Origin of the sequence: Gallibacterium salpingitidis (assembly GCF_001678495.1) — a bacterium.
GTDB classification, from domain to species: Bacteria; Pseudomonadota; Gammaproteobacteria; order Enterobacterales; family Pasteurellaceae; genus Gallibacterium; species Gallibacterium salpingitidis.
In genome coordinates this window covers 1-22,850 of record NZ_JTJL01000053.1, presented here as the reverse complement: position 1 = coordinate 22,850, position 22,850 = coordinate 1, and the positions used below count along the sequence as shown (strand labels likewise).

At 36.0% G+C, this 22,850-nt stretch carries 20 protein-coding genes and 2 riboswitches; of the genes, 11 read left to right on the top strand and 9 right to left on the bottom strand.

Features of this window, described 5'->3' with window-relative positions; genetic code table 11:
* Positions 1-67 precede the first annotated feature (67 nt).
* The 3 genes from ftnA (QS62_RS09420) to folM all read right to left on the bottom strand — a co-directional run bounded on the left by ftnA (QS62_RS09420) (position 68) and on the right by folM (position 1,990).
* On the bottom strand, positions 68-562 hold the full coding sequence (ftnA, locus tag QS62_RS09420) for a non-heme ferritin (protein ID WP_066109292.1): 495 nt from the start codon (positions 560-562) through the stop codon (positions 68-70).
* A gap of 21 nt (positions 563-583) precedes the next feature.
* Positions 584-1,069: a non-heme ferritin gene (ftnA, locus tag QS62_RS09415; RefSeq protein WP_066109290.1), complete on the bottom strand. Its 486-nt coding sequence runs from the start codon at positions 1,067-1,069 to the stop codon at positions 584-586.
* 195 nt (positions 1,070-1,264) lie between these two features.
* Positions 1,265-1,990: a dihydromonapterin reductase gene (folM, locus tag QS62_RS09410; RefSeq protein WP_066109287.1), complete on the bottom strand. Its 726-nt coding sequence runs from the start codon at positions 1,988-1,990 to the stop codon at positions 1,265-1,267.
* Positions 1,991-2,266: 276 nt separating this feature from the next.
* Here folM and topA point away from each other — a divergent pair, with 276 nt between their 5' ends.
* The 5 genes from topA to moaE all read left to right on the top strand — a co-directional run bounded on the left by topA (position 2,267) and on the right by moaE (position 7,307).
* Positions 2,267-4,873, top strand: coding sequence for a type I DNA topoisomerase (topA, locus tag QS62_RS09405; RefSeq protein WP_066109284.1), 2,607 nt, complete (start codon positions 2,267-2,269; stop codon positions 4,871-4,873).
* An 81-nt stretch (positions 4,874-4,954) separates the two neighbouring features.
* Positions 4,955-5,089: riboswitch (molybdenum cofactor riboswitch) on the top strand.
* Positions 5,077-6,093 (top strand): GTP 3',8-cyclase MoaA, encoded by a 1,017-nt coding sequence (gene moaA, locus QS62_RS09400; RefSeq protein ID WP_066109281.1) that lies wholly within the window; start codon positions 5,077-5,079, stop codon positions 6,091-6,093. Its footprint overlaps the riboswitch before it by 13 nt.
* Before the next feature lie 26 nt (positions 6,094-6,119).
* On the top strand, positions 6,120-6,599 hold the full coding sequence (gene moaC, locus QS62_RS09395) for a cyclic pyranopterin monophosphate synthase MoaC (RefSeq protein ID WP_066109278.1): 480 nt from the start codon (positions 6,120-6,122) through the stop codon (positions 6,597-6,599).
* 5 nt (positions 6,600-6,604) lie between these two features.
* Positions 6,605-6,850, top strand: coding sequence for a molybdopterin synthase sulfur carrier subunit (moaD, locus tag QS62_RS09390; protein ID WP_066109276.1), 246 nt, complete (start codon positions 6,605-6,607; stop codon positions 6,848-6,850).
* 1 nt (position 6,851) lies between these two features.
* Entirely contained in the window at positions 6,852-7,307 is a 456-nt protein-coding gene (gene moaE, locus QS62_RS09385) for a molybdopterin synthase catalytic subunit MoaE (protein ID WP_066109268.1), read from the top strand.
* A 40-nt stretch (positions 7,308-7,347) separates the two neighbouring features.
* On the opposite strand, the gene yfbV is transcribed toward moaE, so the two are convergent.
* Positions 7,348-7,794: a terminus macrodomain insulation protein YfbV gene (gene yfbV / locus QS62_RS09380; protein WP_231923702.1), complete on the bottom strand. Its 447-nt coding sequence runs from the start codon at positions 7,792-7,794 to the stop codon at positions 7,348-7,350.
* 195 nt (positions 7,795-7,989) lie between these two features.
* Between yfbV and QS62_RS09375 the strand changes: the two genes are divergently transcribed.
* Together QS62_RS09375 and pta are read left to right on the top strand one after the other, a co-directional pair.
* Complete coding sequence (locus QS62_RS09375) at positions 7,990-9,198, top strand: acetate kinase (RefSeq protein WP_066109266.1); 1,209 nt, start codon at positions 7,990-7,992, stop codon at positions 9,196-9,198.
* Between the two features lie 63 nt (positions 9,199-9,261).
* Positions 9,262-11,400, top strand: coding sequence for a phosphate acetyltransferase (gene pta, locus QS62_RS09370; protein ID WP_066109263.1), 2,139 nt, complete (start codon positions 9,262-9,264; stop codon positions 11,398-11,400).
* 215 nt (positions 11,401-11,615) lie between these two features.
* Here the strand turns inward: pta and QS62_RS09365 are convergent, their stop codons facing one another.
* The 4 genes from QS62_RS09365 to QS62_RS09350 all read right to left on the bottom strand — a co-directional run bounded on the left by QS62_RS09365 (position 11,616) and on the right by QS62_RS09350 (position 16,959).
* Positions 11,616-11,882 (bottom strand): DUF5339 family protein, encoded by a 267-nt coding sequence (locus tag QS62_RS09365; RefSeq protein ID WP_066109260.1) that lies wholly within the window; start codon positions 11,880-11,882, stop codon positions 11,616-11,618.
* 200 nt (positions 11,883-12,082) lie between these two features.
* Positions 12,083-13,213: a class Ia ribonucleoside-diphosphate reductase subunit beta gene (gene nrdB / locus QS62_RS09360; protein ID WP_066109257.1), complete on the bottom strand. Its 1,131-nt coding sequence runs from the start codon at positions 13,211-13,213 to the stop codon at positions 12,083-12,085.
* A 68-nt stretch (positions 13,214-13,281) separates the two neighbouring features.
* Complete coding sequence (nrdA, locus tag QS62_RS09355; protein WP_066109254.1) at positions 13,282-15,552, bottom strand: class 1a ribonucleoside-diphosphate reductase subunit alpha; 2,271 nt, start codon at positions 15,550-15,552, stop codon at positions 13,282-13,284.
* A gap of 408 nt (positions 15,553-15,960) precedes the next feature.
* Entirely contained in the window at positions 15,961-16,959 is a 999-nt protein-coding gene (locus tag QS62_RS09350; protein WP_066109252.1) for a zinc-binding alcohol dehydrogenase family protein, read from the bottom strand.
* A 123-nt stretch (positions 16,960-17,082) separates the two neighbouring features.
* Between QS62_RS09350 and QS62_RS09345 the strand changes: the two genes are divergently transcribed.
* Positions 17,083-17,433 (top strand): winged helix-turn-helix transcriptional regulator, encoded by a 351-nt coding sequence (locus QS62_RS09345; RefSeq protein ID WP_066109249.1) that lies wholly within the window; start codon positions 17,083-17,085, stop codon positions 17,431-17,433.
* Positions 17,434-17,576: 143 nt separating this feature from the next.
* On the opposite strand, the gene QS62_RS09340 is transcribed toward QS62_RS09345, so the two are convergent.
* A complete protein-coding gene (locus QS62_RS09340) occupies positions 17,577-17,990 on the bottom strand; it encodes an H-NS family histone-like protein (protein ID WP_066109246.1) in 414 nt (137 codons plus the stop codon).
* A 460-nt stretch (positions 17,991-18,450) separates the two neighbouring features.
* A riboswitch (Lysine riboswitch) is annotated at positions 18,451-18,630 on the top strand.
* An 89-nt stretch (positions 18,631-18,719) separates the two neighbouring features.
* Here QS62_RS09340 and QS62_RS09335 point away from each other — a divergent pair.
* The 3 genes from QS62_RS09335 to ilvN all read left to right on the top strand — a co-directional run bounded on the left by QS62_RS09335 (position 18,720) and on the right by ilvN (position 22,692).
* A complete protein-coding gene (locus tag QS62_RS09335) occupies positions 18,720-20,255 on the top strand; it encodes a Na+/H+ antiporter NhaC family protein (protein WP_066109243.1) in 1,536 nt (511 codons plus the stop codon).
* A gap of 221 nt (positions 20,256-20,476) precedes the next feature.
* The gene (locus QS62_RS09330; RefSeq protein WP_066109240.1) at positions 20,477-22,195 is read left to right on the top strand and encodes an acetolactate synthase 3 large subunit; all 1,719 of its coding nucleotides are present in this window, start codon (positions 20,477-20,479) and stop codon (positions 22,193-22,195) included.
* Positions 22,195-22,692: an acetolactate synthase small subunit gene (gene ilvN / locus QS62_RS09325; protein WP_066109237.1), complete on the top strand. Its 498-nt coding sequence runs from the start codon at positions 22,195-22,197 to the stop codon at positions 22,690-22,692. Before QS62_RS09330 ends, ilvN begins: the two co-directional genes overlap by 1 nt.
* The last annotated feature ends 158 nt before the right edge of the window (positions 22,693-22,850 follow it).

The window sequence follows — 22,850 nt, the reverse complement described above, 5'->3', positions numbered from 1 at the left end:
GTCAACAGTCTGAATCTGCACTTGTTGTAAGTGCAGATTTTTTGTTGTTAGCTTTATTGTTTAAGGTTTATTCTGCAGGAGTAGAAGAAACATCTTTATCGAAATGGTAAAGACCTCTACGATCAGTACCCAATAAATTCAATTTATCTAAGAAGCTATTGAATAAGGTTTCTTCTTGATGTTGTTCAGCAACATACCATTGTAAGAAATTGAATGAAGAGTAATCTTTTTCTTCAAATGTTGCTGAAACTAATTCATTAATTTTAGCGGTAATGTGTTTTTCGTGTTTATATGCTAATTCAAACACTTCTTTTAAACCGCTAAATTCATGTGGTACAGCTGCAATTTTTTCTAAACGAGTAGTAGAACCGGTTTCGTTTAAATAGGTGAATAATTTACGCATATGTTGTAATTCTTCATCTGCGTGTTCACGTAAGAATTTAGCAGCACCTTCAAAACCTTGATAAGTACACCATGCACTCATTTGTAAATAAAGATTTGAAGAATAAAGTTCTAAATTCATTTGTGCATTAAGCATATCCACAATTTTTTGCGATAACATTATTTTTCTCCTCTTATTCTATTAAAGCGCTGCAAGTTCTTTATCCACGAAATAAAGACCACGTTGATCTTCGCCAACAAGGGTAAATTTCGCCAAAATACGTTTGAATAAAGTTTCTTCTTCGTGTTGTTCAGAAACATACCATTGTAAGAAGTTAAAGGTTGAATAATCTTTTTCAGTGAAACTAACTTCAACTAATTGATTAATTTTTTCAGTGATGAATTTTTCGTGTTCTAACACTAATTCAAATAATTCTTTTAAAGATTGGAAATCATGTTTTGGTGCTTCGATTTCGCCTAGAATTGGTAATGCACCAGTTTCACTAACATATGAAAATAATTTTTGCATATGTTGTAACTCTTCTTCAGCATGACGAAGTAAAAATGCGCTGGCACCTTCGTAGCCATGCTCATTACACCATGCTCCCATTTGTAGATAAAGATTAGATGAATAGAATTCTAAATTGATTTGCTGATTTAATTTATCAAGCATAGCTGGTGTTAACATAATTTATTCCTCTTAATAAATAATTCAGCGAGATTTTAACGATTTATTTAGCAAAAATAAAACAATTTTTTAATTATTTTAATATAAAACAATAGGAATAATTTTTATTTAGAAATTAAAAAAGAATAAATCTCAATTGCTTTATATTTAAATTAAAAAAATAAGAATTAATATTATTTAGATACTATTTAGTGTTTATTTTAAATGACGACCCCCGGTAACTTGTAAAGTTTCGCCTGTAACATATTCACTGGATAACAGATAATCAACAGCTTTAATAATCTCTGCATAACCACCTACTTTCTGCATTACCGATTTTTGTTTTGATTGTTGTTGGTATTCGGGCGGATCATTGTCATTGAAGGCAATTAAAGCAGGAGCAATACTATTTACCTTAATCAAAGGTGCATATTTTGCAGCAAAGGAGAGAGTTAAGTTTTCTAATGCCGCTTTACTAGCAGCATAAGCTAAATGTTTTTGACTGCCTTTTAGAGCGACAAAATCGGTTAAATGAATAATATCGGCGGGACGTTGTTGTTGGTGAGTGTATTGGATTAATAAATCCGCAAATTGACGATTAAGTAAATAAGGTAATTCTGCATGAATTCTCATTAAAGATTGGAATAGTTGTTGATCTTGTAATAAATCGGCTTCTGGGGTTTCTGCTTGCCAAGCTGAGGCATTATGAATAATTGCGCGGATTGAAGAACATTGTTTTTTCACTTGTTGTATAAAATGCTCGATACCGGATAATGTGGAGAAATCTGCCTGAATTTTGCTGACATTTGCTGGTAATTGTTCAAGTTGAGGATAAGGATAACGATAAGAGATCAGTAAATTTTCACCGCGCATCGCCAATGATTGTGCTAATGCTAAACCAATTCTGCGACCTGCTCCTGTAATAATAATGACATTTTTCATTATATATCCCTTTCTGATTGTAAGTAGTAACAGCTTATCCTAACAGAAATCTGTTATTTTTTGCTGAATTAATGGTTAACTTTCGTGATTTTGCTGTTCTTTATCTTGTTATCTTGAATGTTTGCTGTTATTGTTGCCAACTAAATTTTTCCTTTGAACTTCATCTCGACATTAATCATAGAAATAATTTGATAGAACATCTTGTGCAGTAGAAACGAGATGAGGCTAAAAGTGCTGACGTTTTTATATAGAAGAAAGAGTTAATCAGGTTTAGTTATGGGTAAGTCATTAGTTATTGTTGAATCACCAGCAAAAGCCAAGACAATCAATAAATATTTAGGTAGTAATTATGTAGTGAAATCCAGTGTTGGACATATTCGTGATTTGCCAACATCTGGTAGCGCAAGCGGCGAAAAGGCAAAAGCAATCTCAACCAAAGGACTTAGCGCAGAAGAAAAGGCACAAATTAAACAACAAAAAGAACACGATGCCTTAGTGAAGCGTATGGGGGTTGATCCTTATCATAATTGGCAAGCAAATTATCAAATTTTACCCGATAAAGAAAAAGTCGTTGCTGAACTTAAGTCATTAGCCAAAAAATCAGATCATATTTATCTCGCCACCGACTTGGATAGAGAAGGGGAAGCAATTGCGTGGCATTTGCGTGAAGTTATTGGGGGCGAAGATGACCGTTTTAGTCGCGTTGTTTTTAATGAAATTACCAAAAATGCCATTACTCAAGCATTTAATAAGCCAGAACAATTAAATATGGATCGAGTGAATGCACAGCAAACACGTCGTTTTCTAGATCGTGTTGTTGGCTTTATGGTTTCACCATTGTTATGGAAAAAAGTCGCTAGAGGATTGTCAGCAGGGCGAGTACAGTCAGTTGCAGTAAAATTATTGGTTGAGCGTGAACGTGAAATTAAAGCTTTTCAACCGGAAGAGTATTGGGAAATTGCTGTCGATACACAAAATGTAGCGAAGCAAGTATTGCCATTTGAAGTAACTCATTATCAAGGTAAGGCATTGCAAATTGCTAACCAACAAGCAGCAGAACAAGCTGTTAAGCAATTAAAAAATGCTCGCTACGTTGTCACAGAAGTTGAAACAAAACCAACACAATCACGTGCCAAAGCGCCATTTATTACCTCTACTTTACAACAAACTGCGAGTACGCGTTTAGGCTTTGGTGTGAAGAAAACAATGTTATTAGCACAACGTTTGTATGAAGCTGGTTATATCACTTATATGCGTACGGACTCGACTAATTTGAGCCAAGATGCTTTGACTATGGCACGTGATTACATTGCGAAAAATTTTAGTGCTCAGTATTTACCAGAAAAACCAAATTTCTATTCAAGCAAAGAGAATGCTCAAGAGGCGCACGAAGCGATTCGACCATCTGATATTCAATTAAAAGCGGATGATTTGCAGGGAATGGAAAAAGATGCGATTCGTTTATATGACTTAATTTGGCGTCAATTTCTAGCTTGTCAAATGACTGCAGCGAATTATGATTCTACAACTTTAACAGCAAATGCAGCAGATTACACTTTAAAAGTGAAAGGACGTGTGTTGCGTTTTGATGGTTGGACTAAAGTGTTGCCACCAATGAGTAAAAGCGCTGAAGATCGTGTGTTGCCAGAAGTAAAACAGGGTGAAGAATTAACTTTAATTGAAGTGTTGCCAAGCCAGCACTTTACCAAACCGCCGGCACGTTATACTGAAGCGGCATTAGTAAAAGAGTTGGAAAAACGAGGTATTGGTCGTCCATCAACTTATGCTTCGATTATTTCAACAATTCAAGATCGTGGTTATGTTCGTACGGAAAATCGCCGTTTTTATGCTGAAAAAATGGGTGAAATTGTTACTGACCGCTTAAATGAATCTTTTGCTGATTTAATGAATTATGATTTTACCGCCAATATGGAAGATGTATTAGACCAAATTGCTGCAGGTAAAGCTGATTGGAAACAGCAATTAAATCAATTCTTTAAAGATTTTTCTACACAATTATCGCAAGCGGAATTAGACGAGTTGGCTGGTGGTATGAAATTAAATCACCTTGTGGAAACTAATATTCCTTGTCCAACTTGTGGTCGTCCAATGGCAATTCGTACTGCAAGCACAGGGGTATTTTTAGGTTGTACTGGCTATGCGTTACCGCCGAAAGAGCGTTGTAAAACAACAATTAATTTGATTCCAGAGGCTGAATTATTAAACGTACTAGATGACAATTCTGAAACTAAAGCCTTAATGGAACGGAAACGCTGTCCAAAATGCGGTACTGCAATGGATAGCTATTTAATTGACGCACATCGTAAATTACATGTTTGTGGTAATAATCCGAATTGTGACGGTTATCTTGTTGAAGAAGGGCAATTTAAAATTAAAGGTTATGATGGCCCGGTGGTTGAGTGCGATAAATGTGGTGCTGATATGCATCTTAAATTGGGACGCTTTGGTAAGTATATGGCGTGTACCCAATGTGATAATACACGCAAGATCTTAAAAAATGGGGAAGTGGCGCCACCGAAAGAAGATCCAATTCCATTCCCAGAATTAAAATGTGAAAATTCAGATGCTTACTTTGTATTGCGTGATGGTGCAAGTGGTGTGTTTATGTCAGCACATAATTTCCCTAAATCACGTGAAACACGTGCTGCCAAAGTAGCAGAATTGGCACAATATCGTGAACGTTTGCCAGAAAAATTACAATATTTGGCAGATGCGCCACAACAAGATCCAGAGGGTAATCCGGCAGTAATTCGTTTTAGTCGTAAAGAAAAACGTCAATATGTGAATTCAGAAAAAGACGGTAAGGCGACTAAGTGGATTGTCGATTATCTTGATGGTAAATGGGTGGAACGTAAAAAATAATTTGATATTGGATAAATCCTTGCAGGATAACATCAATAGGTTATTGCAAGTATTTATCCGACCTTTTAAAATCAGTTCAAGTTTTTTCGCATACTCCGAGCTAGTTTACCTAAGTCGATAGATAAGGTGGCTATGCCAAACACATTAAGTGTTTCACGGATAGATTGGAAACGGTCTATCCCCTCGTATTTAGAAAGGTGTTTATGCAACAATATAGCCAGATTCTCATTCCTCACGAAGATCGTCTTGTCGATACATTTAATCGACAATATTTTTATCTTCGTCTTTCTATTACTGATGTTTGTAATTTCAAATGTAATTATTGTTTGCCAAATGGTTATCAGCCACCTAGCGATAAACAGATGTTTTTGAGTGTGGTAGAAATTGAACGTTTAGTGCGTGCTTTTGCTGAATTAGGTACTGAAAAAGTGCGTATTACTGGTGGCGAACCAACCTTACGCAAAGATTTTCTCCCGATTGTGGAAGCAATTCGTCAGCAACAAAATATCAAAAAAATTGCACTAACAACGAATGGCTATCGTATGGCGAAAGATGTTGCTGATTGGCGAGCAGCAGGTGTTGATTCAATCAACGTTAGTGTGGACAGTTTAGATCCGCGTCTGTTTCAATTGATTACAGGTGAAAATAAATTACAACAGATTTTACAGGGAATTGAACGTGCTTTTGCCGTAGGCTATGACAAAGTCAAGGTCAATGCAGTCTTGATGAAAAACCTTAATGAACAAGGTTTTAATCAATTTTTAGCATGGATTAAAGATCAGCCAATTCAAATGCGTTTTATCGAATTGATGCAAACGGGAGAGATGGATCATTTCTTCCAACAGCACCATCTTTCTGGATCGATTTTAAAAGAGAAATTATTAAATTCAGGTTGGCAGTTACAACAGAAACATTACACTGATGGGCCGGCACAAGTGTTTAAACATCCAGATTATGTGGGTGAAATTGGGTTAATTATGCCTTATGAAAAAGATTTTTGTGCCAGCTGTAACCGCTTGCGTATCTCTGCATTAGGAAAATTGCATTTGTGTTTGTTTGGTGAAGAAGGCATTGATATTCGCGAATGGTTGCAAACTGATGACCAACAAGCGCAATTACAGCAAACTTTAATCACTGCATTACAAGGAAAAAGAGAACATCATTTCCTACATCAAGGCGATAGTGGTGTTCGTAATCATTTAGCCTCTATTGGCGGTTAATCAAAATTATTCAATACGGAAATATTATGAATCAATTCACACATATTAATCATTCGGGTGAAGCGAATATGGTTGATGTGTCTGCGAAAGCGGATACTGTTCGTGAAGCAAGAGCCGAAGGCTATGTTGTTATGTCTGCAACTACATTGGCGATGATTTTAGAGGGAAAACATCATAAAGGGGATGTGTTTGCAACAGCGCGTATTGCTGGTATTCAAGCCGCAAAAAGAACATGGGAGTTGATTCCGTTATGTCATCCGCTCTTATTAAGTAAAGTAGAGGTTTCTTTAACAGCAGAACCCGAAGCAAATCGTATTCGTATTGAAAGCTATTGCAAATTAACGGCAAAAACAGGCGTAGAAATGGAGGCATTAACTGCGGTATCTGTTGCAGCACTGACAATTTATGATATGTGTAAGGCAGTGCAAAAAGATATGCGTATTGAAGGAATCCGTTTATTAGAAAAATTAGGTGGCAAATCGGGCCATTTTAAGGTGGAGGAATAGGAATAATGATTAAAGTGGTGTTTTTTGCTCAAACGAGAGAATTGATCGGAGAGGCAGAATTATCCGTACCTGCACAATATGCTGATGTCGAAGCGTTACGTCAAGATTTAAGTCAGCGTGGTGAGCGTTGGGCTTTAGCCTTAAATTCAGGCAGAATTTTGGCTGCGGTGAATCAAGATTTAGTTCCTTTAAATACCGCATTGAAAGCAGGCGATGAAGTTGCATTCTTTCCACCAGTAACAGGGGGTTAAGGTGACAGCGGAGATAAAAATCAGTGTTCAGAACGAACCTTTTGATCAACAACAAATTTATCGTTGGACTTCAGCATTACCTGAAACGGGAGCAACGGTGGTTTTTATCGGTAAAGTGCGGGATATGAATTTGGGTGATGCTGTTTCAGGATTGTATTTGGAACATTATCCAGCAATGACAGTAAAAGCATTACAAGAAATTGCCGAACAAGCAGCACAACGCTGGCAATTACAACGTATTTATATTGTGCATCGTGTTGGACAGCTTTATACAGGTGATGAAATTGTTGCTGTTGCCGTCAGTTCTGCACATCGCGGTAGTGCATATCAAGCGAATGAATTTATTATGGATTTTCTAAAAGTAAAAGCGCCGTTCTGGAAAAAAGAAACTACTGCTGAAGGCGATCGCTGGTTGGAAAGTCGTCATAGCGATGAACAAGCCGCTGATAAATGGTAATTGTGACTACCAATCGTCAAAGCGATTGGTATTTTTTTAGCTAAATTTCTTCCCAAAATTCAGGATCTAAATGTTTTTCTGCACGTTGTAATAATGAAATCAAATCACTAAAAGTAACGGTATCAGGAATCGGAGGTAAAGCCTCTTTTAATCTTACTTGCTGATAAATTTTATCATACCAAGCAAGTGTTGCTCCGCTTAAGGGCTTCTTAGCACGTTTACCTAACCAATAAAATCCCTGTAAAGGAAGTGAGCATATAAATAAGATAGTCAGTAGAGTACTAGCAAAACTGGTAATAGAATACCCTAAAACAAAATATTGCCACCCTAATGTAAAAAGCAGCAATGGCATCAATAATTGCTGTGAAAAACGTGTTGCTTTGATAATTCGCGGTTCAGGAAAGATCATATTAAGCTTTTTTAGTTTGTTCAGTTTTTGCCATGCAGTCGCATAAGCGACACCTTGATTAATCGTGCTAAATATCATTTTATTTCGTTCTTTTGCCTAAAATAGGATGGGTTAAATTACACTTTTTCTATAAAAATTAAAAAATTTTTGATTTTTGCTAAGTCTGGAAATTTATTTTTTGGTCATAACAGTGTATCCTATCCGCCAATTAAAACTGGCGCCTTGTTTATTAAAACAGGTTACGATTCATTCAACAAGAAATAGGTTATTTCAATGACGCAAAATCTTATTCTTATTCTTAACTGTGGAAGTTCTTCTTTAAAATTCGCTATTTTAAATCCTGAAACTGGAGAAGAGAAGTTATCTGGTTTAGCGGAAGCACTTCATCTTCCAGATGCTCGTATTAAATGGAAATTACATGGTGAAAAAGGTAATGCTGAATTAGGTAATGGTGCAGCACACAGCGAAGCACTTAGCTTTATCGTAAAACATATTTTCCCATTAGATCCATCACTTAAAGAGAGCATTGCAGCGATCGGACACCGTATCGTTCATGGTGGAGAACGTTTCACAGCATCAACTATTGTTGATGAAAGCGTTATTGAAGGAATTCGTGATGCAATTCAATTTGCGCCATTACACAACCCAGCTCACTTAATCGGGATCGAAGAATCTTTCAAAATGTTCCCTGAATTAAAAGACAAAAATGTGGTTGTTTTTGATACTGCATTCCATCAAACCATTCCTGAAGAAGCATTCCTTTATGCATTACCTTACTCAATGTATAAAGAACATGGTGTGCGCCGTTATGGAGCACATGGCACTAGCCATTATTATGTTAGTAAAGAAGCGGCAAAACGCTTAAATATTGCTGAAGATAAGATCAATGCGATTACTTGCCACTTAGGTAACGGTGCGTCAGTTTCTGCGATTCGTCATGGTAAATGTGTTGATACTTCAATGGGTTTAACACCATTAGAAGGATTAGTAATGGGTACACGTTGTGGTGATGTTGACCCAGCGGTAACATTCTTTATGTCAAAAACCTTAGGTATGAGCATGGATGAAATTGAACATACCTTAACCAAAAAATCAGGTTTACTAGGTTTAACTGAAGTAACTAGTGACTGCCGTTATGCAGAAGATAACTATGATAAAGAAGTGCCAGCTAAACGTGCTTTAGATGTATTCTGCTATCGTTTAGCGAAATATATCGGTGCTTATATGACAGCGGTAGGCGAACCACTTGATGCGATCGTGTTCACTGGCGGTATTGGTGAAAACTCTGCGCATGTACGTGAATTAACCTTAGCGCACTTGAAAGTATTCGGTTATCAATTAGACAATGAACGCAATCTTGCTGCACGTTTCGGTAATGAAGGTATTATTACCAAAGATAACACACCAGTTGCTATCGTTATTCCAACTAACGAAGAACTTGTGATTGCACAAGATACAGCACGTCTTTGCATCAAAAAATAATTCTCGCGACTGCCGATAAAATTATCGGCAGTTTATTTTTTATTCCTTAGCAAGAAGGTTATTATGTCAAGAACAATTATCCTTATTCCGATTAGTACTGGTGTTGGTTTAACCAGTGTTAGTTTAGGTTTAATTCAAGCCCTTGAACAACAAGGGGCAAAAATTGGTTTTATGAAACCAATTTCTCAACCAATTAGTGGTGAAGATACATTAGACAGAACAACTTCAATCCTTTATCAAAGTCCAACTATTGATACTGCTAAAACATTTATGTTGAGTGAAGCAGAGAATATGATTGGGCAAAATCAGACTGATGTATTATTGGAAAAGATTGTTGAACGTCATCAAATTTTAGCGAGAAATAATGAAATTGTTGTTGTTGAAGGGTTAATTCCAACTCGCAAAAACTCTTATGCAAACAGCATTAACTACCGTATTGCACAAGCGTTAGATGCAGAAATCATTTTAGTTTCTGCACCAGCAACAGACACACCAGCAGAATTAAAAGAACGTGTTGAAGCAGCAGCGTCATTATTTGGTGGTAAATATAATCCGAATTTATTAGGTGTGGTAATTAATAAATTTAATGCACCAACAGATGAGAATGGTCGTACTCGTCCGGATCTTGCAGAAATCTTTGATTCTTTCCAACATAGTCGTGTTAATGTACAAGCTGTTCATAAATTATTTGAACAAAGCCCAATCCGTTTATTAGCTTGTATTGATTGGAATCCAGAATTAATCGCAAGTCGTGCGATTGATATTGCACGTCATTTAGGTGCGTCAATTTTAAGAGAAGGTGAAATCAATACTCGCCGTATTCGTGGTATCACTTTCTGCGCAAGAAGCTTACCGCATGTAATTGAACATCTTAAACCAGGTAACTTAGTAGTAACTTCTGCAGACCGCCCAGATGTGATCGTAGCAATTGCCTTAGCAGCAATGAACGGTATTGAAATTGGGGCAATGTTATTGACTGGTGGTTATCGTTTAGAAAATCACGTAGCAAAACTTTGCGAACGTGCATTTGAAACAGGATTACCAATTTTCCGTGTTGAAGGTACAACATGGCAAACAGCATTGAGCTTACAAAGCTTCAATCTTGAAGTGCCAATCGATGATAAAGAACGTATTGAAGCGATCAAAGATTATATGGCGCAACAATTTAATAAAGAGTTAATCGACTCTTTAATTGAAACCACTTCAAGAGTACACCGTTTATCACCACCAGCGTTCCGTTTCCAATTAACCGAATTAGCTCGTAATGCGAAAAAACGTATCGTGTTACCTGAAGGGGATGAACCTCGTACAGTGAAAGCAGCTGCATTATGTGCAGAACGTGGTATTGCCGAATGTGTGTTATTAGCTGATCCAACTTCTGTAGCACGTGTAGCAGAAGCACAAGGTATTCAATTAGGTAAAGGCATTACTATTATCAACCCAGCAGATGTACGTGAAAACTATGTTGCTCGTTTAGTTGAATTACGTAAAAACAAGGGTATGACCGAAGTATTAGCTCGTGAACAACTCGAAGATACAGTGGTACTTGGTACGATGATGCTTGAAGCCAATGAAGTTGATGGACTTGTTTCAGGTGCAGTACATACAACTGCCAACACTATTCGTCCACCACTACAATTAATCAAAACTGCGCCAGGTAGTTCATTAGTTTCATCTATCTTCTTTATGTTATTACCTGATCAAGTATTGGTATATGGTGACTGTGCGATTAACCCTAACCCAACTGCAGAAGAGTTATCTGAAATTGCAATTCAATCAGCAGATTCTGCGAAAGCATTTGGTATTGAACCACGTGTGGCAATGATCTCTTACTCAACTGGTACTTCAGGTAAAGGTGCTGATGTTGATAAAGTGAAAGAAGCAACTCGTTTAGCGAAAGAAAAACGTCCAGATCTCGTGATCGATGGTCCGTTACAATATGACGCTGCAGTAATGGAAGATGTTGCTCGTTCTAAAGCGCCAAACTCACCAGTTGCAGGTAAAGCGACCGTATTTATCTTCCCAGATTTAAATACAGGTAATACCACTTATAAAGCAGTACAACGTTCAGCAGATTTAATATCAATTGGACCAATGCTACAAGGTATGCGTAAACCAGTTAACGATTTATCACGTGGTGCATTAGTTGATGATATCGTTTATACCATTGCATTAACTGCAATTCAAGCAACACAAAACTAATTTTTAGTAGTTATTCATTATCTAAAATCAGCCAGCATTTAATGTTGGCTGATTTTTTATGTCTGCTGGATATTTATTTTGTTTGCTTTGCTTGATGAAATTGGCAAAAGAGAGGATAAATAAAAGAGAAAGAATGGGAGTATATCGGATAATACCCCCCCCCACTGGGAACAACACTGTGCGAGGGGTAAATTAAATTAAGCAAGGATACTTAATTATTTAATGCCCATTGCAGCTTTAGATTGTTTCAATTGTTCAAGTGCTTGAGTGCAACTCTGATCTTGAGCAGCGGTTGGTAAAGCAGCAAATTGCTGTTTAGCAGCTTCATATTGTTGTTTATAAGCATCAACTTGTGCTTGTGGCATTGCTTTTAACATACCTTCATATTCTTCAAAATATTTTTGGCAAGATGGTGCTAAATCTGCAGCAGAAGCGCTCATTGCGATACCGGCTAAAGATAGGGATAAAAGTAATTTTTTCATATTACGTTCCTTTTAAAAGAAATATTAAGTAAAAATAATTGCCTAATAATTAGGCGTATTTATGATAACATAATGAAACTAGAGTATCAATGTAAGATAGGGAATAATAATGAAGAATAGATTACAAATAGGCTCAACAAATAAATAAGGCGTGAGATTTCACGCCTTATTTAAGTTATCTATTGAAATCAAAATTGATATTACAGTTTAAAATCTTCAAAATCATCAACATCAACTTTAGAGTCAATTTGACCAACCAGATATGAACTTACTTCTACTTCTTGTGGCGCAACTTGTACATTATCTGAGACTAACCACGCATTAATCCAAGGAATCGGGTTAGAACGAGTAGCAAACGGTAGCGGTAAGCCTACTGCTTGCATGCGGATATTAGTAATATATTCCACATATTGGCAAAGAATATCTTTATTTAAACCAATCATTGAGCCATCTTTGAATAAATAATCAGCCCAATCTTTTTCTTGTTCCGCTGCCGCAACAAAGAGATCATACGCTTCTTGTTGGCACTCTTCGACAATTTCTGCCATTTCAGGATCATCTTGTCCTGCCGCCATAATATTTAAAATATGTTGTGTACCGGTTAAGTGTAACGCTTCATCGCGTGCGATAAATTTAATAATTTTCGCATTACCTTCCATCAACTTACGTTCTGCAAAGGCAAAGGAACAAGCAAAAGAAACATAGAAACGAATTGCTTCTAACGCATTCACACTCATTAAGCAAAGATAAAGCTGACGTTTTAAATTACGTAAAGTGACTTTGCACTCTTTGCCTTCTACAGTATAAATACCTTCACCATAAAGCGAGTAGAGTTGTGAATCACGAATGAGATCGTCGTAATAAGCGGAAATATCTCTAGCACGTTTGATAATTTCTTGATTGGTAACAATGTCGTCAAACACAATAGACGGATCATTAACGATATTACGGATAATATGAGTGTAAGAGCGTGAATGGATAGTTTCAGAGAAAGTCCAAGTTTCAATCCAAGTTTCAAGCTCTGGAATTGAAACTAATGGCAATAATGCCACATTCGGGCTGCGACCTTGAATAGAATCTAATAGCGTTTGATATTTTAGATTACTAATAAAAATATGTTTTTCGTGTTCTGGTAATGCTTGATAGTCAATACGATCTTGTGACACATCTACTTCTTCCGGACGCCAGAAGAAAGAAAGTTGTTTTTCAATCAATTTTTCGAAAGTTTCATATTTTTGTTGATCATAGCGTGCCACATTAACATTTTGTCCAAAGAACATTGGTTCTTTGAGCTGATCATTTTTATTTTGTGAAAAAGTGGTATATGCCATCAGTTTTTCCTCACATATTCAATTAAATTCATTAAAAAGGTCAGTGAAACACTGACCCTTTATTTCATTTAGATTTTACAAGCACCGCCAGCACAGCCATCATCAAGATCCTCTTGACTATCTTCTGCACCATCGCGGGTATTTTGGTAGTAAAGTGTTTTCAAGCCATATTTGTAAGCAGTTAATAAATCTTTTAATAATTGCTTCATTGGCACTTTGCCATCTTCAAAACGTTGTGGATCATAATTTGTATTAGCAGAAATCGCCTGATCAACAAATTTTTGCATAATTGCCACTAAATGTAAGTAACCGTCATTACCTGGAATATCCCAAAGCAATTCATAGTTATCGCTTAGATTTTCATAATCTGGTACTACTTGACGCAAGATACCATCTTTTGATGCCTTGATACTGACATAACCACGTGGTGGCTCGATACCATTAGTCGCATTAGAAATTTGCGATGAAGTTTCAGAAGGCATTAACGCAGTTAAAGTAGAGTTACGCAAACCAAATTCTTTAATCTCTTTGCGCAAACTTTCCCAATCATAATGCAATGGTTCTTTCGTTAATTGATCCACATCTTTTTTATACGTATCAATCGGTAAAATACCTTTGGCATAAGTTGTTTCATCAAAGAATTCGCATGGACCAAATTCTTTCGCTAAACGATAAGACGCCTTTAACAAATAATATTGAATTGCTTCAAAAGTACGGTGAGTGAGGTCATTTGCTGAACCATCAGAATAACGTACACCATTTTTCGCTAAGTAATAAGCAAAATTAATGACACCGATACCTAAAGAACGACGTCCCATTGAACCGATTCTAGCTGCTTTAATTGGATAATTTTGGTAATCGAGTAAGGCATCTAATGCACGTACTGCTAAATCTGCCAATCCTTCTAGTTCATCAAGATTTTCAATAGCCCCTAAATTGAAAGCAGATAAAGTACAAAGCGCAATTTCTCCATTTTCATCATGAATATGTTGTAACGGTTTAGTTGGTAATGCGATTTCTAAACATAGGTTAGATTGACGCACTGGTGCTACCGCAGGATCAAACGGTGAATGGGTATTACAGTGATCCACGTTCTGAATATAAATACGTCCAGTTGAAGCGCGCTCTTGCATTAATAAAGAGAAGAGTTCAACCGCTTTCACAGTACGTTTACGAACATTTGGATCTTGTTCATATTGTTGATAGAGCTGTTCAAATTTATCTTGATCAGCGAAGAATGCTGCATAAAGCCCTGGTACATCCGATGGACTAAATAATGTAATATCAGCACCTTTAATCAAACGTTGATACATTAATTTATTGATTTGTACACCGTAATCCATATGGCGCACGCGGTTATCTTCAACACCGCGGTTATTTTTTAAGACTAATAAACTTTCTACTTCTAAATGCCAAATTGGGTAATAAACCGTTGCCGCGCCGCCACGTACACCACCTTGCGAACAAGATTTAACAGCAGTTTGGAAATGTTTATAGAATGGGATACAGCCCGTATGGAACGCTTCACCATTACGAATTGGACTTCCTAACGCACGAATTGCACCAGCATTTACCCCAATTCCTGCACGTTGTGAAACATATTTTACGATAGCAGCAGAAGTTGCATTGATTGAATCTAAGCTGTCATCACACTCAATTAATACACAAGAACTAAACTGACGAGTTGGCGTACGTACACCAGCCATAATTGGTGTTGGTAGAGAAATTTTGAAAGTTGAAGTCGCATCATAGAAACGGCGAATATAATCTAAACGTGTTTCTTTTGGATATTGTGCAAATAAACAAGCAGCAACCAAAATATATAAAAACTGAGCTGATTCATAGATTTCGCCAGTGACACGATTTTGGACTAAATATTTACCTTCTAGCTGTTTTACTGCCGCATAAGAAAAGGTCATATCACGCCAGTGATCAAGATAGGTATCCATTTCATCCCACTCTTCACGTGTATAATCAGTAAGTAGAGCAGGATCATATTTCCCCATACGCACTAATCTTTTTACTTGTTCATATAGGCGAGGTGGTTCAAAGTGACCAAAAGCTTTTTTACGTAAATGGAATATTGCTAGACGTGCTGCAAGATATTGATAATCAGGGGTATCTTTGCTGATTAAATCAGCAGCAGATTTAATGATTGTTTCGTGAATATCTGATGTTTTTATTCCTTCGTAGAATTGAATATGAGAACGTAACTCTACTTGTGAAACTGAAACATTATCTAGACCTTCTGCGGCCCAAGTAATCACACGATGGATTTTGTCTAAGTCGATTGGCTCTAAACGACCATCGCGCTTAGTTACTCGAAGTGATGTATTCATTAAAAAGCCCCTAACACAATATATAGTATCTCTTAAAAATTTTCGCACCAATATAATGTGTTTTAGTAAAAACTCAAGCAGAAAAATTTTTAGAAATATACGATGTACAATTGACAAAAACTAACTTATTAATTTGAAAAAGATTTCTTTAGGCAATTCTTATCAGTTTGATTACTGATAGCTTAAAAAGTCTGCAATGTAAAAATTTATCAATATGCAAATTAGTAATATCTATATTAATCAATGTGTTATGTTTCTGAAACACTCAATAAACGCTTAGTGTGACTCGGTGGTACTAAACCACAAAATATTGCAGGAGTTACAGCAGGAGAAACAAATTACTAAATTGAAAAGATTTTACATCTCAAATCATTAGGTATTTATTTGAGATGTAATAAAAAAGAGTAGTTATAACGCTAAAACAACTTTACCAACCATATTGCCTTGCTCAACTAAGGTATGGGCTTGTTTTAAATTGTCTGCATTTAAACCATATAGGGTATGTGTCAAAGTTGTGACTAAACGTTTTTGTTCAATGAGTTTGCTAACATTTGTTAGAATTTCACCCTGTTTTTGCATATCGGTAGTGGAATAGAGAGAACGAGTAAACATAAATTCCCAATGTACACTGACGCTTTTTCCTTTTAGCGGATTAATGTCGAAAACAGTTGGATCATCAATTAAGGCTAGTTTACCTTGTGGTGCAATTAAATTTGCTATTTGCGGTAAATAACTGTCGGTATGATTGGTAGAAAAGACAAATTCCGGTGCTGGGAGTTTATATTCGGCAAATTGTTGCGTTAATTGATGATGGTTGATAACGTAATCTGCACCTAATTTACGGCACCAATCGACGCTTTCAGGACGTGATGCAGTGGCAATTATAGTTAAATCAGTCAGTGCTTTAGCTAATTGAATAGTAGCAGAACCAACACCGCCAGCGCCGCCAATCAGTAACAAAGTTTGAGCAGTATCTTTATTGATATTTAAACGATCGAATAGTGTTTCCCATGCGGTCAGCATAGTTAGTGGTAATGCGGCAGCTTCAGCAAAACTTAAATTAGATGGCATTTTAGCTGCAATACGGCTATCGACAGCCTGATACTCAGCATTTGACCCCATGCGATTGATAGCTCCTGCATAATAAACCTTATCTCCTATTGCGAATTGGCTAACTTTGCTGCCTAATTGAGTGACAATGCCAGCTGCGTCATAGCCTAAGACGCGATAATTGCCTGCTTGAGGTTGATGACTTGCTCTAATTTTTACATCAGCAGGATTTACTGATACGGCTTGAATTTTGACTAAAATATCGTATTCACCAATTTCGGGAATCGGTAATTCAATCTCTAATAATGAATTTACATTGTTGATTGGAAGTGGCGTATTAAAACCAATAGCTTTCATAAAAAATACCTCAATAATTTGTTAAAAAGAGTATATTTATATTATTCCGCTATTCAGAGGTTGCACAAGAACGCACTTATTTTGCAGTAAGTAACTTAAAAGATACTATGATGAGAGAATATTATGACCAGAAAAGCTCATATTCAATTTGATTGTAACAGTGGTTGTTCAGTTGAGCTGGCGTTGTCGGTGATTGGCCAAAAATATAAAGGCACGATCTTGTATCAATTGTTGAATAATCCTGTGATGCGTTTCAATGAAATTAAACGTTTATTCCCTGAAGTGTCGCAACGTACACTCACGCATCAATTACGTGCGTTAGAAGATGATCAAATTATTATACGTACGGTGTATCCTGAAGTGCCACCAAGAGTAGAGTATCAAATGAGTGATTATGGTAGAACATTAGCGACTATTATTGATGAACTTAAATCTTGGGGTGATAAACATAAGGTGATGATTAATAATGAATAAATATTTTTGATCTGTTTATTCAATTCATACATAGAAATTACGAGATAATGAAATAGGTTAATTCAATCTAGTGTGGAATTAAAAAAATAGAAAAGAAAAAACCTATTCAGTGATGACTGAATAGGTTCGATGATAGGGTAAATTTATTTAATTTCAAAACTTTCTAGGTTTGCACCTTTATCAAGTTGAATTTGAATTGCTTTTGGTGTTCTACCTTGACCAGTCCAAGTTTTTTGTGAACCATCTAAATCAATGTATTGATATTTCGCTGGACGTGGCGCACGTTTCTTATGTTGAGAAGGATTGAAACGGTGTAAATTCATTACTTCAAGTAATTCTTCAGGAGAAATTCCTTCTGATTTAAGTAATTCTTTATATTTTTCAATTTTCTCTTGGTGTGCAGCAAGAACTTTTTGTTGTTGCGCTTCTTCTTCTTTGCGTTCCTGAACAACTAATTCAAATTTTTTAAAAATAGTTTCTAATTGTTCTAAAGGTATTTCACGTGCTAAAAGACGCAAAGAACGAATATTATTTAGTGTTTTTAATAATTCTTCCATTAATAATCTCCCCGAAATGTAGTTAAACATATTATGATGAAAAAATACTAAAGAATTCTAGCGAAAATAATCTAAAAGTAAATATAAATATTTAACAAATTACAGATAAATTTAAATATAGATAATGATTTTAATAAAAAAGATGAAATGTTTTCTTAGTCATTAGGTAAATGAAAATAAGATTGTGAAAACACCTAAAAGTCATCTTTACTAGAAAATGTTGTCGTTATGCAAAAAGCAACTTTCAACTACTACAGATTATAGCCAATTATAGAGGTTAAGTGGTCTGATGATTAAAATGAAATTTATATTTCATTCTAATGAATAGGTTGATGAATAGTTTAATAATTCGCTGCATCAATAAATTGAGAAAATATAAGTATTTAGTCAATATTAACAATATAATTCAATATTAATTTAAAATACTTGCTTTTTTTATCACTTGTTGTATCTTTTAGCCACCTGAAGTAGAGGTGCGATTATTATAAGTATCTTCTTTGAGCTGACTGCGTTGATAAGAAGGGAAAGGAATAACCGCCGAAATCAATCAAGCGTCATCTTGATTGGTTGGGATCGTTACCGAAAGGGACGATACTGTCATAGTAATTATTTTGTTTAACTATGGAGCGCTACGAGTTAGGCTGGTTAATCCTATTATCCTTCCTTTTTTGTGAACCTATCTTCGCTAAATAACTCGCTAGACTCTTCTTATCTTAATTAGGTTAGCGTATGGAACTTATTGATTATTCTTCTTCGATATGGTCGGTTGTACCGCCATTATTGGCTTTAACATTAGCAATGATTACCCGTCGGGTGCTATTGTCTTTAAGTGTTGGGATTATTGTAGGCGCATTGATGTTGACGGCAGGTAGCCCGTTAAATGCTGCAATCTATATCAAAAATAGTGTCCTTTCTTTAGTATATGGTGAAGAAGGATTAAATCATAATAATGTCAATATTATTATTTTCTTATTAATGCTTGGCGCATTAACATCTTTATTAACTGTTTCAGGAAGCAATCAAGCATTTGCTTCATGGGCGCAAAAACATATTAAAGGCAGACGTGGTGCTAAATTATTAACTGCTTGTTTAGTATTTTTTACCTTTATTGATGACTATTTCCACAGTTTGGCTGTAGGGGCGATTGCGCGTCCGGTAACAGATAAATTCAAAGTTTCTCGTGCGAAATTGGCTTATATTTTGGATTCTACAGCAGCGCCAATGTGTGTATTAATGCCTATTTCTAGCTGGGGTGCTTATATTATGACATTGGTAGCCGGCTTATTAACTACACATGCGATTGCAGGTTATTCGCCAATGGGAGCATTCGTTGCGATGAGTGCGATGAACTATTATGCATTGTTTGCTTTATTTAGTGTTTTCTTTGTTGCTTATTTTTCTTTTGATATTGGTTCAATGGCACGTCATGAGCGTCAAGCGATGCAAGCAGAACATCAAGATGAAAGCAGTGATGACGAAGATAATAAAGGTAGTGTCGGCGGCTTAATCATTCCAATTGTGGTATTAATTATTGGTACAGTATCAATGATGATGTACACCGGATATGAAGCATTAGCAGCAAATGGACAAGGCTTTTCTGTATTAGGCGCTTTTGAGAATACCACAGTAGGTATTTCATTAGTGGTAGGTAGTCTTGCTGCCTTTGCCGTTGCTTCATTATTTGTCTTTAATCGTATCAGTGTAACGGATTACATTAAGGCGATTTTACTTGGTTTTAAATCAATGTCTGGTGCTATTACTATTCTATTCTTTGCTTGGACAATTAATACAATTGTAGGGGATGTGAATACCGGTAAATATTTAGCAAGCTTAGTTAGCGGTAATATGATGACACAATTATTACCAGCACTATTGTTCTTATTAGCGATTGTAATGGCATTCTCAACTGGCACAAGCTGGGGGACATTCGGCATTATGTTACCAATTGCAGCAGCAATGGCAGCGAATGCTGATCCTTCATTGATGTTGCCTTGTTTATCTGCGGTAATGGCTGGTGCTGTTTGTGGTGACCACTGTTCTCCAGTATCAGATACTACGATTCTTTCTTCAACTGGTGCAGCTTGTAACCATATTGATCACGTAAATACTCAATTGCCTTATGCAGCAGTGGTTGCGATTGCTTCGTTTGTTGGTTTCATTTGCTTAGGTTTCACCAGCTCTGCAATTTTAGGTTTTGTCACTACTGCAGTGGTATTAGCGGTATTATTCTTCATTTTTAGATCACGCCAACAAGTTTTAGCGTAAATTTAAAATAAAAATTAAATTTTATAAAATGCGGTTTGTGACCGCATTTTTTTTATCTTTTTATCATATTATTTTATTTTATTCTTAAAATAATTTGTTTTACAAAGTTTAATTCTGAATTTGATAGTGATCACATAAAAATTGGCTATAGACAAGTTACTTAAGTTGCAGTAAAACTAGTAACTAACATCATTAATAAGAATAACTTGGAGAAAAAAGATATGAAAAAATTATCTGGCGCAGAGATGGTGGTGCAGTCATTACGAGATCAAGGAGTGGAATATTTATTTGGTTATCCGGGTGGGTCGGTGCTAGATATCTATGATGCTATTCATACGCTTGGCGGTATTGAGCATATTTTAGTTCGTCATGAACAAGGTGCAGTACATATGGCAGATGGCTATGCACGTTCAACTGGTAAAGTAGGTTGTGTGTTAATTACTTCTGGCCCGGGAGCAACCAATACTATTACCGGTATTGCTACTGCTTATATGGATTCTGTTCCGTTAGTAGTGTTGTCTGGTCAAGTAATGGGAAATTTAATTGGTAGTGATGCATTCCAAGAGTGTGATATGGTGGGGATCTCACGTCCAGTAGTAAAACATAGCTTTTTGGTTAAAAAAGCAGAAGATATCCCAATGATTATGAAAAAAGCATTTTATATTGCTTCTACCGGTCGTCCGGGTCCGGTGGTAATTGATTTACCGAAAGATGTGTTAAATCCGAGTATTAAATACAATTATAGTTATCCAGAGGAAGTACATTTACGTTCTTATAATCCAACTTTACAAGGACATAAAGGACAAATTAAAAGAGCATTAAAAGCCATTCAAATTGCTAAACGTCCAGTGTTATTTATTGGTGGTGGTGTGATTACAGCAAATTGTGCAGATAAAGTGACACAATTTGCTCATAATTTAAATCTACCGGTTACTTCATCTTTAATGGGGCTAGGGGGATTTCCAGGACAAGATCCACAATTTTTAGGTATGCTAGGAATGCATGGTACTTATGAAGCTAATAATGCAATGCACCATAGTGATTTGATTATTGGTATTGGTGTGAGATTTGATGATCGTACTACTAATAATTTGGCAAAATATTGTCCAAATGCACAGATTATTCAAGTGGATATTGACCCAACTTCGATTTCTAAAAATGTAATTGCCAATATTCCAATCGTTGGTGATGCAGAAATAGTCTTAGAAGAGTTTCTTGCTTTATTAACAGATGACGATATTGCTAAAGCACAACAGCAATTAACAGATTGGTGGCAACAAATTCATCAATGGCAAGAGAAGAAATGCTTAAATTACGAAACAAACGATAAAGTTATTAAACCACAACAAGTTATTGAAGCAGTTTATCGTTTAACACATGGTGATGCTTATATTGCGTCTGATGTAGGACAACACCAAATGTTTGCTGCATTACATTATCCATTTGCTAAACCTCGTCATTGGATTAATTCTGGTGGTTTGGGTACGATGGGCTTTGGTTTACCAGCAGCATTGGGAGTGAAATTAGCGCATCCTGAGGCAACAGTGGTTTGTATTACTGGTGACGGTAGTATTCAGATGAATATTCAAGAGCTTTCCACTGCAAAACAATATGGTATTCCAGTTATTATTGTGAGTTTGAATAACCGTTTCTTGGGTATGGTGAAACAGTGGCAAGATATTATTTATGCAGGCCGCCATTCTCAATCTTATATGGATTCTTTACCAGACTTTGTGAAATTGGCGGAAGCTTATGGCCATATTGGTATTCGTATTGATACCCCAGATGAATTGGAACAAAAATTGGCAGAAGCATTTGCGATCAAAGATCGTGTTGTTTTTGTAGATATAAAAGTTGATGAAACAGAACACGTTTACCCAATGCAAGTGCGTGGTGGTGCAATGAATGAAATGTATTTAAGCAGAACGGAGAGATCATAATGCGTAGAATTTTATCAGTACTATTAGAAAATGAATCTGGAGCATTATCACGGGTTATCGGATTGTTTTCACAACGGGCATTTAATATTGAAAGTTTAACAGTTGCACCAACAGATGATCCAACACTTTCTCGGATGACAATTGAAGCTTATGGCGATGAACAAGTGTTAGAACAAATTGAAAAACAATTACATAAATTAATTGATGTATATCGTGTGATTAATTTAAGTGATGTAGAGCATGTTGAGCGGGAAATATTATTAATAAAAGTAAGAGCACAAGGGCAAACACGTGAAGAAATTAAACGAATGGCCGATATTTATCGTGGCCAAATTGTGGATGTCACACCGAAAACCTATACTGTGCAATTAAGTGGTGATAGTGAAAAACTCAATGCTTTTATTAAAGCAATTAAAGAAGAAACTAGTGTGATTGAGATTGTTCGTTCTGGTTTAATTAGTCTTTCACGTGGTGAGAAAAACTGCTTACTTTCTTAATATTTTCTTAAAAAATGAGGGAGCTTAATTGCTCCCTCAGTTTATTGACAAAGTCAATTATAAAATTTTGAGCTAAATTATTTCTTATCTAAAATTTAGGTTTCGCCCTAAAGGGCGACCTACTTTTCTTTACCTGTATAAAGAAAAGTAGGCCTAAT

What these genes read in the sequence shown, in the direction of transcription:
- folM (WP_066109287.1), bottom strand. Translation starts at nt 1,990, where the DNA reads ATGAAAAATGTCATTATTATTACAGGAGCAGGTCGCAGAATTGGTTTA.
- QS62_RS09335 (WP_066109243.1), top strand. Translation starts at nt 18,720, where the DNA reads ATGGAACTTATTGATTATTCTTCTTCGATATGGTCGGTTGTACCGCCA.
- QS62_RS09375 (WP_066109266.1), top strand. Translation starts at nt 7,990, where the DNA reads ATGACGCAAAATCTTATTCTTATTCTTAACTGTGGAAGTTCTTCTTTA.
- yfbV (WP_231923702.1), bottom strand. Translation starts at nt 7,794, where the DNA reads ATGATATTTAGCACGATTAATCAAGGTGTCGCTTATGCGACTGCATGG.
- pta (WP_066109263.1), top strand. Translation starts at nt 9,262, where the DNA reads ATGTCAAGAACAATTATCCTTATTCCGATTAGTACTGGTGTTGGTTTA.
- moaA (WP_066109281.1), top strand. Translation starts at nt 5,077, where the DNA reads ATGCAACAATATAGCCAGATTCTCATTCCTCACGAAGATCGTCTTGTC.
- moaC (WP_066109278.1), top strand. Translation starts at nt 6,120, where the DNA reads ATGAATCAATTCACACATATTAATCATTCGGGTGAAGCGAATATGGTT.
- QS62_RS09350 (WP_066109252.1), bottom strand. Translation starts at nt 16,959, where the DNA reads ATGAAAGCTATTGGTTTTAATACGCCACTTCCAATCAACAATGTAAAT.
- ftnA (WP_066109292.1), bottom strand. Translation starts at nt 562, where the DNA reads ATGTTATCGCAAAAAATTGTGGATATGCTTAATGCACAAATGAATTTA.
- QS62_RS09345 (WP_066109249.1), top strand. Translation starts at nt 17,083, where the DNA reads ATGACCAGAAAAGCTCATATTCAATTTGATTGTAACAGTGGTTGTTCA.
- ilvN (WP_066109237.1), top strand. Translation starts at nt 22,195, where the DNA reads ATGCGTAGAATTTTATCAGTACTATTAGAAAATGAATCTGGAGCATTA.
- moaD (WP_066109276.1), top strand. Translation starts at nt 6,605, where the DNA reads ATGATTAAAGTGGTGTTTTTTGCTCAAACGAGAGAATTGATCGGAGAG.
- QS62_RS09340 (WP_066109246.1), bottom strand. Translation starts at nt 17,990, where the DNA reads ATGGAAGAATTATTAAAAACACTAAATAATATTCGTTCTTTGCGTCTT.
- QS62_RS09330 (WP_066109240.1), top strand. Translation starts at nt 20,477, where the DNA reads ATGAAAAAATTATCTGGCGCAGAGATGGTGGTGCAGTCATTACGAGAT.
- topA (WP_066109284.1), top strand. Translation starts at nt 2,267, where the DNA reads ATGGGTAAGTCATTAGTTATTGTTGAATCACCAGCAAAAGCCAAGACA.
- ftnA (WP_066109290.1), bottom strand. Translation starts at nt 1,069, where the DNA reads ATGTTAACACCAGCTATGCTTGATAAATTAAATCAGCAAATCAATTTA.
- nrdB (WP_066109257.1), bottom strand. Translation starts at nt 13,213, where the DNA reads ATGGCATATACCACTTTTTCACAAAATAAAAATGATCAGCTCAAAGAA.
- nrdA (WP_066109254.1), bottom strand. Translation starts at nt 15,552, where the DNA reads ATGAATACATCACTTCGAGTAACTAAGCGCGATGGTCGTTTAGAGCCA.
- QS62_RS09365 (WP_066109260.1), bottom strand. Translation starts at nt 11,882, where the DNA reads ATGAAAAAATTACTTTTATCCCTATCTTTAGCCGGTATCGCAATGAGC.